This is a genomic window from Streptomyces sp. CB02366, assembly GCF_001905905.1.
GTDB lineage: Bacteria > Actinomycetota > Actinomycetes > Streptomycetales > Streptomycetaceae > Streptomyces.
Genome location: NZ_LIVT01000002.1, coordinates 286629 through 300382 on the forward strand (window position 1 = coordinate 286629; position 13754 = coordinate 300382).

The 13754-nt window shown below is 75.6% G+C and carries 9 protein-coding genes; 6 read left to right on the plus strand and 3 right to left on the minus strand.

The genetic code is table 11. The features are described 5' to 3' along the window. Positions 1-162: 162 nt before the first annotated feature. On the plus strand, positions 163-1533 hold the full coding sequence (locus AMK24_RS06930; RefSeq protein WP_073766130.1) for a vWA domain-containing protein: 1371 nt from the start codon (positions 163-165) through the stop codon (positions 1531-1533). 109 nt (positions 1534-1642) lie between these two features. Then, positions 1643-3220 (plus strand): FHA domain-containing protein, encoded by a 1578-nt coding sequence (locus AMK24_RS06935; RefSeq protein WP_073766132.1) that lies wholly within the window; start codon positions 1643-1645, stop codon positions 3218-3220. Between the two features lie 70 nt (positions 3221-3290). Here AMK24_RS06935 and AMK24_RS06940 read toward each other — a convergent pair whose 3' ends face one another. Then, positions 3291-4295 (minus strand): methyltransferase domain-containing protein, encoded by a 1005-nt coding sequence (locus AMK24_RS06940; RefSeq protein ID WP_073766134.1) that lies wholly within the window; start codon positions 4293-4295, stop codon positions 3291-3293. Positions 4296-4470: 175 nt separating this feature from the next. On the opposite strand from AMK24_RS06940, the gene AMK24_RS06945 reads away from it, so the two are divergent. From AMK24_RS06945 to AMK24_RS06960, 4 genes are all read left to right on the plus strand, one after another. Continuing rightward, entirely contained in the window at positions 4471-4875 is a 405-nt protein-coding gene (locus tag AMK24_RS06945; protein WP_073766136.1) for a globin, read from the plus strand. Between the two features lie 383 nt (positions 4876-5258). Then, positions 5259-8546 (plus strand): ABC transporter permease, encoded by a 3288-nt coding sequence (locus AMK24_RS06950; protein ID WP_073766138.1) that lies wholly within the window; start codon positions 5259-5261, stop codon positions 8544-8546. Position 8547: 1 nt separating this feature from the next. Then, the gene (locus AMK24_RS06955) at positions 8548-11433 is read left to right on the plus strand and encodes a hypothetical protein (protein ID WP_073766140.1); all 2886 of its coding nucleotides are present in this window, start codon (positions 8548-8550) and stop codon (positions 11431-11433) included. Next, on the plus strand, positions 11430-12509 hold the full coding sequence (locus AMK24_RS06960; RefSeq protein WP_242434999.1) for an ABC transporter ATP-binding protein: 1080 nt from the start codon (positions 11430-11432) through the stop codon (positions 12507-12509). The genes AMK24_RS06955 and AMK24_RS06960 overlap by 4 nt, the downstream gene beginning before the upstream one ends. Positions 12510-12610: 101 nt before the next feature. Here AMK24_RS06960 and AMK24_RS06965 read toward each other — a convergent pair whose 3' ends face one another. Both AMK24_RS06965 and AMK24_RS06970 read right to left on the minus strand, forming a co-directional pair. Next, complete coding sequence (locus tag AMK24_RS06965; RefSeq protein WP_073766142.1) at positions 12611-13330, minus strand: hypothetical protein; 720 nt, start codon at positions 13328-13330, stop codon at positions 12611-12613. Continuing rightward, positions 13327-13749 carry an acyl-CoA thioesterase gene (locus tag AMK24_RS06970; RefSeq protein ID WP_073766144.1) on the minus strand — a complete coding sequence of 141 codons (423 nt, stop codon included), beginning with the start codon at positions 13747-13749 and terminating at the stop codon, positions 13327-13329. The genes AMK24_RS06965 and AMK24_RS06970 overlap by 4 nt, the downstream gene beginning before the upstream one ends. Positions 13750-13754: the final 5 nt, after the last annotated feature.

Here is a 13754-nt window from a genome sequence, read left to right on the forward strand (position 1 = left end):
TTCGGCGACGCCCGGCACGCACGCTCGCCGCGTTGTCGGGACCGCCCCGATACATCCGGTATCGGGGCGGCTCTCCGCCTTGCGATCGCACGCACCGGACGCCGCCGAACCCGCCCTCCGGGCGGACGGCGCTACTTCCGAAACACGCCCTAGGAGCCGACCATGGCCAACTTCTCCAAGTCGAACGTGCCGCAGTTCTCCGTCGAGGTCTACCAGAACGCGTTCCTGCCCGAGGGCGGACGCGAGGTCAACGCCGTCGTGACCGTCACATCGACCGGCGGGGGCACCACCGGCGGGATACCCCTGGCGGGCTCGGGGCCCGCGCACGGGGCGAGGCGGGGGCCGGGCGCCGCCGTCGTGCTGATGGTCGACTGCTCGGGCTCGATGGACTACCCGCCGACGAAGATGCGCCACGCGCGCGACGCGACGGCCGCGGCCGTCGACACCCTGCGCGATGGCACCCTGTTCGCGGTGGTCGCCGGGACGCACGTGGCCAAGGACGTCTACCCGGGCGACGGCCGGCTCGCGGTCGCCGACGCGCACACGAAGGCCGCGGCCAAGGAGGCTCTGCGCAGGCTCCGCGCGGGCGGCGGCACCGCCATCGGCACCTGGCTGCAGCTGGCCGACCGGCTGCTGGGCTCGGCCGACGCGGACATCCGGCACGGCATCCTGCTGACCGACGGCCGCAACGAGCACGAGGCGCCCGAGGACCTGCGGGCGGCTCTGGAAACCTGTGCGGGCCGGTTCACCTGCGACGCCCGCGGGGTGGGCACCGACTGGGAGGTGAAGGAGGTCGCCGGCGTCGCCGCCGCCCTCCTCGGCACGGCCGACATCGTCGCCGACCCCTCGGGCCTGGCCGCGGACTTCAGGCGGATGATGGAGAACGCCATGGGCAAGGAGGTCGCGGACGTGGCGCTGCGGCTCTGGACGCCCGTGGGGGTGGAGATCCGATTCGTGAAGCAGGTCGCGCCGACCGTGGCGGACCTGACCGGGCGGCGCACCGGGACGGGCCCCCGGACCGGGGACTACCCGACCGGTTCGTGGGGGGACGAGTCACGGGACTACCACGTGTGCGTGCGGGTTCCGGAGGCCGGGATCGGCCAGGAGATGCTGGCGGCCCGGGTCTCGCTGGTCCTGCCCGACCCCGCGGGCGCTCCGCGGCCCCTGGCTCAGGGGCTCGTACGGGCCGTGTGGACGGACGACATGGCGGCGTCCACCTCGATCAATCCGCAGGTCGCGCACTACACGGGCCAGGCGGAGCTGGCCCAGGTCATCCAGCAGGGCCTGGAAGCACGCAAGTCGGGTGATTTCGACGGCGCGACGGCCCAGCTGGGGCGTGCGGTGCAGCTGGCGTCGGCCTCCGGGAACCAGGAGACCGCACGGCTGCTCTCGAAGGTGGTCGACGTCGTCGATGCCGCGACCGGTACTGTGCGACTGAAGGCGAAGGTCGCGGAAGCGGACGAGATGACTCTCGAAACGCGCTCGACCAAGACCGTTCGCGTCAAGAAGCAACACGGCCCGGTCATCCGATGACCACAGGCCGTGAGAACCGAACAGCCCGACGTATTCGCTGAGCGACGATGCCGCGATCGACAGCAAGGACGGCCCCCGGGGCCGGAAGAGGAGAGGGGGAAGCGCCGACATGCCGACCTGCCCGAACGGACACCAGTCGGGTTCCGAGGACTGGTGCGAGGTCTGCGGACACCGCATGACCCCGGGCGGTGCGCCCGCGGGCGCCGTGCCCCCGCCGCCCCCTCCGCCGCCCGCGCCCGGTTACGGCTACCCGCAGCCGGATTCCGGTACCGGTGGCGGCCCGCCCACGATGCAGGCGGAGCTGTGTCCGCAGTGCCGCACGCCGCGTGAGGCGATGGCGCCGTTCTGCGAGGAGTGCCGCTGGAACTTCCTCACCAACAAGGCGACCTCCTACACCCCGCTCGCCCCGCAGCACGGCACGCCCGACGGCCCGCCGCCCGGCCTCCATCTGCCGCCCGGCTTCCAGGCGCAGAGTCAGGGCGGACAGGGCGGACAGCACGGGCCCGGTGGGCACGGTGGCCCCGGTGGGCAGCCCGGCCCCGGCGCACAGGGCGGCCCCGGCGCGCCCCAGGCGCACGATCCGTTCGACTACCAGGGCTCGCGCCCTTCGCAGATGAACCGTCCCGCCGAGCCGCTCGCCCCCGAGCGGAACGGCCCGCACGGGGACGGGACCCCCGGGGGGAACGGCGGACCGCACGGGAACGGCGGCCAGGGCGGTCCTCCTCCGCAGGCGTTCCGGCAGGGCCCCCCGCCCCCCTCGTTCCAGCAGCAGGGCAGCCCTCCGCGGCAGCAGCCGGCCCCCGCGCCGTTCGAGCCGCAGCAGCAGTCGGCTCCCTCGCCGTTCGAGCCGCAGCAGCGGTCCGCGCCCCCGGCCCCCTCGCCGTTCGAGCCCCAGCAGTCCTCGCCCTTCGCCCCGCCGCAGCAGCACTCGGGACCGCCCGCGCCGCCGCGCTCCTCGGGGCGCCCGGCCGGTGAGGACGACTGGATGCTGCCGCCGCCCTCCCAGGCGCAGCCTCCGCAGCCGCCCCAGCACTTCCAGCAGCCGGGTTCCCACCAGGGCCCGGACCAGGGCGTGGGACAGGACCAGAGCCCTCGGGGCCCCGGTGGCCAGGACCAGGGGTATGCGGGTCACGGCCGGAGCGGCCAGGACCAGGGATACGAACAGGGATACGACCAGGGCGGTCAGGGTCAGGGGTACGACCAAGGCGGCCAGGACCAGGGGTACGACCAGGGCGGCCGGCAGCACACCGGGGAGCCCGGCCGGGGCGGCCCGCAGCAGCCCGCCTCCTGGACGGCCGTGATCGCTCCGGACCGCGAGTACTTCCTGGCGATGATGCAGCGCAGCGGCCCCGAGGCCAGCGGGCTCAACCTGCCCGCGTACTCCCCGGAGCAGCGCCTTCCGCTCACCGGCGGCCAGATCACCATCGGGCGTCGGCGGCAGAGCACCGGCGAGTCCCCCGACGTCGACCTCTCGGTGCCTCCGGAGGACCCGGGCGTCTCGCACCAGCACGCGGTGCTGGTGCAGCAGCCGGACGGCGGCTGGGCGGTCGTCGACCAGAACTCCACCAACGGCACCACGCTGAACGGCTCCGAGGACCCGATCCAGCCCTACGTCCCCGTACCGCTCCAGGACGGCGACCGGGTGCACGTCGGGGCGTGGACGACGATCACGGTCCGCCGGGACTGAGCGGCGCCCCCGCTCCGCCGGGACCGACGACGGCGCCCGTCCTGCCCTCCGGGGCCGGGCGGGCGCCGTCTCATGCGGCGGGGAGCGGCCAGGTGTACGGGCCCTGCGGGTCGTCGAGCCACGCCCACTGCCGCCCCCGGGCGACCGTGATGCCGTACCTCTCCCGCTGCGGGCGCCCCTCGCGTTCCCAGAGGGAGAGGACCTCGTGCGGATCGAGCGCGCCCGCCGTCAGGGTCAGCAGGAACCGGAACAGGTCGTCCCCCGCCACCCGGCCCGGCAGCCCGCCGGGGCGCGGAAGGGGACCGGCGTCCGGGTGCGCCCCGCGCAGGGGCACGAAATACGCCGGGGTGTGAAGGAAGTGCCCCTCCGCGAGCGGGCCGTGCGCCGTCGCGCGGACCCGGAGCGAGACCAGCCCCGTGGCGAGCGGTGCGATGATCCGCGCCCCCGGACGGCACTGTTCCGGCCAGCTCGACGGCAGGGACGGCAGGGTGCAGGTCGCGATGATCCGGTCGTACGGAGCGTGTGCCGGGCAGCCCCGCGCGCCGTCGCCGGTGACCACTGCGGGGTGGAAGCCGGCCGCGGCGAGGTGGCCGCGTGCCGCGTCCGTGATCTCCGGGTCCAGATCGACGGTGGTCACCGCCTGTTCGCCGAGCCGGTGGGAGAGCAGGCCCGCGTTGTAGCCGGGGCCGGTTCCGATCTCCAGGACGGTGTGTCCGTCCGCCACGTCGAGGGCGTCGAGCATCAGGGCCATCAGGGACGGCTGGCTGGAGGACGAGACGAGTTCGCCGTCCTTGAGGCGGGTGGCCAGCGCCCCGTCCGCGTACACCCCGCGCAGCCAGCGGGAGCGGCGTTCGGGGTCGGGGTCCTCGCCCCAGAGGCGTTCGTAACCCCGGATCCCGTGCACGTAGAAGAACGGCACGAACAGATGGCGGGGGACCTCCGCGAAGGCGGTGCGCCAGGCGGGGTCGGTGAACGCGCCCTGTGCGGCGATCTCCCGTACCAGGGCCGCCCGCGCCGCGTCGGCCTCGGCGTCGCCGGAGGGGGGCGGGGTGGATCCGTACCGGTGTGCGCCCATACCTCCACTGTCCTGCGCCGGAGCCGTGCGGGCGAGCGGTGCGCGGCGGACGGCGAACAGCGCGGCGAGCGCGGACCGGACCGGTGTCCGCGGACCGGGCCGGTGCCCGCCCGGTCCGCCCGCCCTTGGTCCTAGGACCCCCGTCCTCGGCCGGGACGTCTGCGACCATGGACGGGTGACTGAGATTCCGCGCGACACGCTTCAGGAGCAGACCTTCTACGAGCAGGTCGGCGGCGAGGCGACCTTCCGGCGCCTGGTCCACCGCTTCTACCAGGGCGTGGCGGGCGACGAGCTGCTGCGGCCGATGTACCCGGAGGAGGACCTGGGCCCGGCCGAGGAGCGGTTCGCGCTGTTCCTGATGCAGTACTGGGGCGGTCCGCGCACCTACAGCGACCACCGGGGCCACCCCCGGCTGCGGATGCGACACGCGCCGTTCCGGGTGGACCGGGCGGCCCATGACGCCTGGCTCACCCACATGCGGGCGGCGCTGGACGAGTTGGAGCTCGCGCCGGAGCACGAGCGGCAGTTGTGGGACTACATGACGTACGCCGCCGCCTCGATGATCAACACTGCCGACTGAGCGGCGCCGCCGACCGCCCGCCGGCCCCTCGGCACCGCTGACCGGCCGCCGCCGACGGATGCGCCGCGCCCCGATCGACCGGACCGGACGGCGCCGCCCTGCGGCCGCCCGGACCGGGCGACGGTGCGCCGCGGTCAGTCCGTCCCGGCGTCGATGCCGGCCGATCACGCTCCGGCCCCTCCGCCCCACCTGAGCGTGACGGGAGAACGATCCGTGACCGGGCGGCTCCGGGCGGCTGCGGAATCCGGCGTTCCGTCTCCGCATAACGATCACGATCGCATCAAGGTGTACCGGCAAGCGGTTACCGAACCCCGGTCGCCTCTGAAAGCATCACCGGTACGCCGGGGGGCGTGCGCATGCGGTGTTTCGGGGCTGGGGGGCAAGTGACGGGTTTCGTCCTTCTGCGGGTGCGGGCTCATCGCCTGCTGCTCTCCGCGGCCCTCCTCGCCGTCCTGCTGACCACGTCCGTCCTGGCCGCGCTCACCGCGTTCTCCGGTTCCGTGGGCGACGCGGCCCTGCGCCACACGCTCACCCACGGCTCGGCCGCCTCCGCCTCCCTCGTGGTGACCGCCTCCGTGGGCCACGAGCGGCGCGCCGAGGCCGACGAGACCGTCCGCGCGGTCTCCCGGAACGCCTTCGACGGACTGCCCGTGACGGTGGGGAAGCTGGAGAGTTCGGGGTCGTACGCCCTGCCGCGCACCCTCCAGGACCCGGCCGCCCGGCGCGGCGAGCCGGACCTGACCCAGTTCGCCGCCCTCGACCGCACCCGGGTGCGGATCACCGAGGGCAGGGCTCCCGAGGCCGCCCCCGGAGACGGCGGGCCCGTCCGGGTCGCCCTGCCCGTCGTCGCCGCCGAGGCGCTGAAGCTGAAGCCGGGCGAGCGGTTCACCGTCACCGACCGGCTGCGCGACGAGAAGCGGCAGGTCCTGGTCACCGGCGTCTACGAGGCCGCCGACCAGTCCGATCCGTACTGGCAGCTCGATCCGCTCGGCGGACGCGGGGTGCGGAAGCTGGCGTTCACCACGTACGGCCCGCTGCTCACCGACCCCTCGGTCCTCGCCTCCGGCGCCCTCAGCGGCGGGAACACGGCGTGGCTGGCCACCGCCGACTTCGCCGGGCTGACCACCGGCTCCATGGAGGGGCTGCGCGAGGCGTCGGCCGCCGCCCCCGGGGCGCTGACCGCCGCACCGGTCTTCTCCTCCGGCGTCACCGCGCGTACGGCGCTGCCGACCGTGCTCGACCAGCTCGACCGGGCCCTGCTGGTCTCCCGTTCCACCTTGATGATCGTGGCGGTGCAGTTGGTGCTGCTCGCCGCGTACGCCCTGCTGCTGGTGGCACGGCTGCTGAACAGCGAGCGCGACGGCGAACGCGAACTGCTGCGGGCCCGGGGCGGTTCCCGCGGCCGGATCACCTCGTTCGCCGCGCTGGAGGCGCTGCTGCTCGCCGTGCCCGCCGCCGTGGTCGCGCCGCTGCTGGCGGGGCCGTTGACCGGGCTGCTGGCCGACCGCAGCGCCCTGTCCCGGATCGGACTGCGGGTCGGCGAGTCCTCGGCCTCCACCGTCTGGCTGGTCTCCGCGGGCGTCGCGCTGGCCTGCGCGCTGGCCGTGGTGGCCCCGTCGCTGGCGGCCGGGGCGGGCGGGCGCAGGACCCGGGCCGCTTCGCTGCCCGGCCCGGTGCGGGCGGGCGCGGACGTCGGGCTCCTCCTGATCGCGGCGGTTGCGTACTGGCAGCTCGACCGGCAGGCCGGCGGCGGGGCGCTCACCGGCGACCGGGACGGCGACCTCGGGGTGGACCCCCTGCTGGTGGCCGCCCCGGCCCTGGCGCTGCTCGCCGGAACGGTCCTGACCCTGCGTCTGCTGCCGCCCGCCGCGAAGCTCGCCGAGCGGTGGGCGGCCAGGGGCCGGGGGCTGCCGGCGGCCCTGGCGGGCTGGCAGTTCAGCCGCCGCCCGCTGCGCGGCGCGGGCCCGGTGCTGCTGCTGGTCCTGTCGGTGGCGATGGGCATGCTGGCGATCGGGCAGAGCGCCTCGTGGAACCGTTCGCAGTCCGACCAGGCCGACTTCGCCTCCGGCGCCTCGGTGCGGATGGTGAGCGGGCCCGGGGGCGGACCGGCGACGGCCGGCGCCTACACCGCCCTGCCCGGGGTGCGGCAGGCCGCTCCCGCCTTCCGGACCGACGTGGAGGTCTCCGGCGGGCGCACGGCCGAGGTCCTCGCCCTGGACACGGCCCACGCGGACGAGCGGATGCTGATGCGCTCCGACCTCTCCGAGGAGAGCCCCCGCCGGCTGTTCGAGACCATCGCCCCCGGGCCCGCCCCGCGCCCCGGGCTCGTCCTGCCCAAGGACGGCACCCGGCTGAAGCTGGACCTGCGGATCACCGCGGTGGCGCCGAAGGGGGCCGCGCCGGGACCGGACGAGGAGCCGCCGGTGGCCACCCTGCTCCTGGAGGACCGCTACGGCCTCCCCTACCGCGCCCTCGCCGGTCCGGTGCCCGTGGACGGCGGTCCGGTCGCGGTGTCCGTACCGGTGTCGGCGGCGGGCGGCCTGGCCCTGACCGGCGTCGAGGTGGACGGACAGCCGCCGGGGGACCGCGCACGGCGGCAGCGGGTCTCCCTGAGCGACGTGCGGGTGGTCACCGCGTCCGGCACCGAACGCCCGGTCACCGCGTCCGCTCCGGTGCGCTGGGAGGGGTCCATGGCGTTCACCGAGGGGGGCGAGGTCCGGCGCGGCGAAGCGCCGGTGCGCAACGGGGCGTCGGACCTGCCGGACTTCACGTACGGCACCGGGGCGGGCGACGAGGAGTCCTGGGAGCCGGTCACCAGCACCCTGCGGATCACCGCCGCCCGGCCGAAGGCCACGTCCGTCAAGGCGGTGGCGACGGACGCCTACCTGAAGAGCACCAACGCGAAGCTGGGCGACGGGATCGACGTCACCCTGGCCGGGAACACCGTCCGGGTGGAGCTGGCCGCCTCCGTGCGGCGGCTGCCCACCACGGAGGCGGTGGAGCCGTCCGGGGCCGAGGACCCGGTGAGCGGCGGCGGTGCGCTGCTGATGGACCTCAAGGCCGTCACCCAGGTCCTGGCCCTCCGGCCGACCGCGACGATCGAGGCGTCCGAGTGGTGGCTGAGCGCCGCCCCCGGCGGCGCCGCGAAGACGGCCGCCGCCCTGCGCGCCCTGCCGGACACCGACCCGGCGCAGGTCCTGGTCCGCGCGGAGGCCGCCCAGCGGCTGGTGGACGACCCGCTGGGGGCCGGGCCGCAGTCGGCGCTGTCGGCCGTCGCGGTGGTCGCCGCCGCGCTGGCGGCGGTCGGCTTCGCGGTCAGCGCCTCGGGCTCCCGACGCGAACGGTCGGCCGAGCTGGGCGTGTTGCGGGCACTGGGCGCCCCGCGCCGCCGGCTGGCCCGCATGGTCGCCGCCGAGCAGGGTGTGCTGATCGTCCTCGCCCTGCTGATCGGGCTCGGCATCGGCACGGTGCTGACCCGGGCCGTCGTCCCGCTCATCGTGTTGACCGGACAGGCCGGGCGGCCCGTTCCACCGGTGCTGGTCGAGCTGCCCGCCGGGCAGATCGCGGCACTGCTGGCGGGGGTCGCCGCCCTGCCGCTCGTGATCGTCGCGGCGATGGCGCTGCGCCGCGGGAACCCGGCGGTCACGCTGCGCCACCAGGGGGACCACTGATATGAGCGACGACAAGCGGGCCGCCGAGGCCCCCTGGATCCGTACCCGGCTGCGGACCGCGCCCGGTGCGGCGTCGGCCCTGGCGGTGCTGGTGCTGGTGACGGCGTTCCTCGCCGCGGCGTTCCCGCGCGCCGTGGACGCGTACGAGACGGAGGGGCTGCGCCACGACATCCTGACGGCCGCCGCGAGCCGCAGCGTCGTGGAGGTGTCCCGTCCGCAGCCCGGTCTCGAACTGCCGCAGGGGCAGCGGGAAGCCGAGACGCGGAGCCCCGTGCTGGCGCGGATCGGGGCGGGGCTCCTGAAGGCGCTGCCGGCGCCGCTGCGCGCCGACACCGCGTCGGTCGCGTACGGGGTGCGCACCACGAAGCCGACCGTCGCGGACGAGCCCTGGCTGCCCAGGCCGGAGGCGTTGCCGCCGCGGCTCATGTACGCGGCGCAGTCGGGTCTGAAGGAGCACGCCACCCTGACCTCGGGCGCCTGGCCGACGACTCCCCGGCAGGTGACCTCGGCCACCCGTGCGGTGCAGGGCGCGGTCACCGAGGAGACGGCGGCCGAGCTGAAGGTGAAGGTCGGCGCGACCGTCACGCTGCTCACCGCGGCCCAGGAACCCATCACCGTGACGATCACCGGCATCGTGGCTCCGCGCGACCCGCGGGGAAGCTACTGGTCCGCCGATCCGCTGCTGCGCACCCCGTCCCTGGTCATGGACCCCGCGAGCCCCTTCCCGCAGCACTACTGGACCGGCGCCGTCCTGCTGGCCGAGGACGCCGGTCCCGCGCTCCTGAGCACGGCCGCCGAGCCCGTCCTCTACTGGCGCATCCCGCCCGACCCGGCCGGGCTGACCGGCCCCGACGGCGCGCGGCTGACGTCCGCCATCGCCTCGCTGGAGAGCGGCCCCGGGCTGCTGAAGGTGCGCGAGATCGCCGGCGGCACCGCGGTGGTCTCCACCGGCCTCGGCCACATCGTGGAGGCCAACGGGCGGATGCGCGACGCGATCAGCCCCGTCATCGCGGTCGCCGCCCTCGGGATCGGCTCGGTGGCCGCCGTCGTCCTGCTGATGACGGGCGCCCTGATCGCCGGCCGCCGCCGCGCCGAACTGGCGCTGATGCGCTCGCGCGGCGGCTCGCTGCGCGGCATCGGCGGCCGGCTGCTCGCGGAGACCGCGGTGACCGTCCTGCCCGCGAGCGCGCTCGGTCTGCTGCTCGCGACGCTGCTCGTGGGCGAGGGCCGGTGGTGGCCGGGGGCGCTGGCCGCGGCCGGGGTCGGGCTGCTGGTGTGCGTCGCCCTGCCGCTGCGCACGACGCTCCAGCACATCCGGCCCGTCCTGGGCACACCGCGCGAGGACATGGTGAGTGCGCGGCCGTCGCGCCGCCGCACCGTCGTCGAACTGACCCTGGTCGTGCTGGCCGCCGGCGCGGTGACGGCGCTGCGCCGACGGGGTACGGCCGCCGAGGGCGGCGCCGACCTGCTGGTCAGCGCCGCGCCCGTGCTGGTCGCGCTGATCGCGGCGCTGGTGCTGGTGCGGCTCCACCCGCTGCCCCTGCGGCTCGCCGCCCGCCCCGTGGCCCGGCTGCGGGGGGCGATCGGCTTCCTCTCGCTGGCCCGCGCCGGGCGGTCCTCGGCCGGTGGGGCGCTGCCGCTGCTCGCCCTGCTGCTGGCGCTGGCCACGGCGGCGTTCGGCGGTTCGGTGATCGCCGGTATCGGGGACGCGCGGGACGACGCGGCGCTGGCGGCGGTCGGGGCGGACGCCCGGGTCAGCGGCCGGAGCGAGCGCACGACGCTCCCCGACGAGGTGGTCCGCACGGTGAGCCGGCTGGAGGGCGTACGGGACGCGGCGCCGGTACGGATCGAGTACGGCGTGGTCCTGCCCGAGGCGGCTCCCGGCGGGACCGGGGCCGGGGCCACCGACGAGAGCGACGACGACGGTACGGAGGCGGGCGCCGGTGCGGTTTCCGGTACGGACACGGGGGCGGCCACCGACTCCAGGACGGCGACCCTGGTGGGCGTCGATCCCCTCTCGTACGCGCGGGCGGCCCGCGTCGCGGGGCTCCCGGACCTCCCGGCCGACCGGCTGAGGTTCACCGGCGCCACGGCCCGCCCGGTCGAGGAGGGCGAGGGCGGGCCCGAACAGGTCCTGCCGGTCATCGCCTCCCCGGGGGTGGCGGCCCGGCTGGGCAAGGAGCCGCGCGCGATCAGGACGCTGTCCGGCAACTTCGCGGTACGGGTCGTGGGGACCACGCAGCGCGCCGCGGCCGTCCCCTCCACCGACTTCCTGATCGTGAACTCCGCCTCCCTGGAGCAGGGCGCGCCCACCACGCTGCTCCTCGCCGGGACGCCGGAGGCCGGAAAGCTGCGTGCGGCGGTCGCGGAGAGCGGCGAGGAGTACGCCGTGAAGCTGCGTTCCGAGGAGCGCGCCAGGTATGTGGACACCCCGATGCAGGCGGGGGCCGAGCGGATCTACCTCGCGGCCGTCGCGGCGGGCGCCGGGTACGCACTGCTGGCCGTCCTGCTGTCGCTGCTCCAGACCGCGCCGGAGCGCAAGACCCTGCTGGCACGGCTGCGCACGATGGGGCTCACCACCGCGCAGGGGAGGCGGCTGCTGGCCTTCGAGGCGACACCGCAGGCGCTGCTGGCGGCGGGCGGCGGCCTGTTCACCGGCTGGGCGACCATAGCCCTGCTCTCCCCCGGCATCGACCTGGTGCCGCTGGCGCTCGCGGGCGTCGCCGGATCGGAGACGGGCCCCGTCGCACTGCGCGCCGACCTCTGGTCGCTGGGACTGCCCGCCGCCGGGGTGGTGGCGCTCGCCGCGGCGGTCGCGGGTGTGCAGGCCTGGTGGGCGAGCCGCCGCGGATCGATCACCGAACTCAGGGCAGGAGACTCCCGATGACCTCGTCCACCGAGACGGCGGGCACGGCCGGAACGGCCAAAGCAGCCGGAGCAGCCGGAGCAGCCGGAGCAGCCGGAACGACGCTGGCGGAGCTGGAGCGGCGGGCGGCGGCCCGCCGGGACCGCCCCTCCTACGGGCACGACGCGCTGATCGCCTGCGACCGCGTGGTGCGGATCTTCACCACGGACGGCGTGGAGGTGCAGGCGCTCCAGGGCCTCGACCTGCTGGTCCAGGAGGGCGAGTTGATGGCCCTGGTGGGGGCGTCGGGCAGCGGGAAGTCGACGCTGATGAACATCCTGGCGGGCCTGGACGTGCCGACCGCCGGTTCGGCGAAGGTCGCGGGATGCGACCTGCTGTCGATGGGCCCGAAGGAGCGGCTGCGCTACCGCCGGGACGTGGTCGGGTTCGTCTGGCAGCAGACCGCCCGCAACCTGCTCCCCTACCTCACCGCGATCCAGAACATCACCCTGCCCATGCAGTTGCGCGGCGGGATCGGCAAGCGCGAACGGGCGGCCCGCGCCGAGTCGCTGCTCACCATGCTCGACATCGAGCAGTGCCGCGACCGGCGCCCCCAGCAGCTGTCCGGCGGCCAGCAGCAGCGGGTGGCCATCGCGGTGGCGCTGGCCAACACCCCGTCCGTGCTGCTGGCGGACGAGCCGACCGGGGAACTGGACTCGGCCACCGGGGAGCAGGTCTTCGCCGCGTTCCGCCGGGCCAACGAGGAGTTGGGGACCTCGATCGTGATCGTCACCCACGATCAGGCGGTCGCGAACGAGGTGCGGCGTACGGTCGCCATCCGCGACGGCCGTACGTCCTCCGAGGTGCTGCGCCGCACGGAGGTGGACGCGGCGACGGGCCAGGAGTCGCAGGTGGCCCGGGAGTACGCGATGCTCGACCGGGCGGGGCGGCTCCAACTGCCCGCGGACCACACGCGGGCGCTGGGCATGGAGCACCGGGTGCTGCTGGAGCTGGAGCAGGACCACATCGGCGTCTGGCCGGACGCGCACGGAACGCGGGAGAAGACGGACGGGCCCGCACAGGACGGGCCCGCGCAGGAGGCTTCGGCCGAGGAGTGACGGGGCCGACTGCCCCGGGCACGCCCGGCTGCCTCGGCCGCCGCGCCCGACCGCCTCGGCCGGGTCCGCCTCCCGGACGCGCACGGCCGTCCGGTCTGCCCTCAGCCGCGTCCGACCGAGAGGCCGAGCCCGCCGGGACCGCCCAGGCCGCCGACCGGGTCGCGGCGCAGGGCGATCGAGCCGAACGGCGTCCGCAGCCGCAGCCAGCCGCCCGCCGAGAGCAGCGAGACGGGGAAGTCCGGGTCGGGGCGGAGGAAGCCGAGGGACTGCGCGGCGTGCACGGCGCGCAGGGGCAGCCCGGTCGCGCCGACCTGTCGCGACCAGATCTCGCGGCCCATGCGGTCCCGTTCGGCGCGGGTGCGCAGTTCGTCGGGGAGCGCCTCGTCCCGGGTGCGGAATTCGGCGACGGCCAGGCCGAGCGCGGTGCGCAGGGCATCGGGTCCGGGCAGCCCGGCCTCCTCCCGCCAGGGCCCCCGGGGCGGCAGGACGCCGGTCCAGGGCGGCCCGGTGACAGGAGCGGGCAGCGCACCGCCCGTACCGCTGGCGTCCTCCGTACCGGGGGCGGGGGCGTCGAGGGATTCCAGCAGCTCGCCGGCCGACACCGTGACGTCGAGCGTCGCGGGGCCGGCCAGGCGGGCCGTACGGATGGCGAGGACCTCGAAGGAGGGCGGGCGGCCGAACACGGCGAGCGCGTCGCCGCCGCCCGCCTGCAACCGGACCGCCGCGGCCCGGTCGTAGTGGAGCAGCCGGCCGAGGAAGGCGGCGAGATCCGCCGCCTCCCTCGCGTCGGCGAACCGCAGCGACTGCACGGGCACGGTCATGCCGCGGCGGGCTCTTCTGCCAGGTACTGCTGGAGGAAGAACTTCTCCTCCGGGGTGATCCGCCGGGGCCGCCCGGCCGCGAGGTCGTAGGGCACGACGACGGTCGAGGCGCGTACGTACACCTGGTCGGGGTCCTTGACCTCGTAGGCGATCGTCAGCGACGCGGCACCGATCTTGGTGACCCAGGACTCGACGGTCACCGGCTCGTGCCGGTGGACCAGCGGCCGTACGTAGTCGATCTCGTGACGGGCCACGACGGACCCGCCCGAGAACGACGGCGAACCGTCCCCGGGCGCCAGCCGGAACATGAAGTCGATGCGCGCCTCCTCCAGGTAGCGGAGGAAGACCACGTTGTTGACGTGGCCGAAGGCGTCCATGTCCGACCAGCGCAGGGGGCAGCTGTAGAGGTGACGGGCCAAGACGA

What these genes read in the sequence shown, in the direction of transcription:
- AMK24_RS06935 (WP_073766132.1), top strand. Translation starts at nt 1,643, where the DNA reads ATGCCGACCTGCCCGAACGGACACCAGTCGGGTTCCGAGGACTGGTGC.
- AMK24_RS06965 (WP_073766142.1), bottom strand. Translation starts at nt 13,330, where the DNA reads ATGACCGTGCCCGTGCAGTCGCTGCGGTTCGCCGACGCGAGGGAGGCG.
- AMK24_RS06940 (WP_073766134.1), bottom strand. Translation starts at nt 4,295, where the DNA reads ATGGGCGCACACCGGTACGGATCCACCCCGCCCCCCTCCGGCGACGCC.
- AMK24_RS06960 (WP_242434999.1), top strand. Translation starts at nt 11,430, where the DNA reads ATGACCTCGTCCACCGAGACGGCGGGCACGGCCGGAACGGCCAAAGCA.
- AMK24_RS06955 (WP_073766140.1), top strand. Translation starts at nt 8,548, where the DNA reads ATGAGCGACGACAAGCGGGCCGCCGAGGCCCCCTGGATCCGTACCCGG.
- AMK24_RS06930 (WP_073766130.1), top strand. Translation starts at nt 163, where the DNA reads ATGGCCAACTTCTCCAAGTCGAACGTGCCGCAGTTCTCCGTCGAGGTC.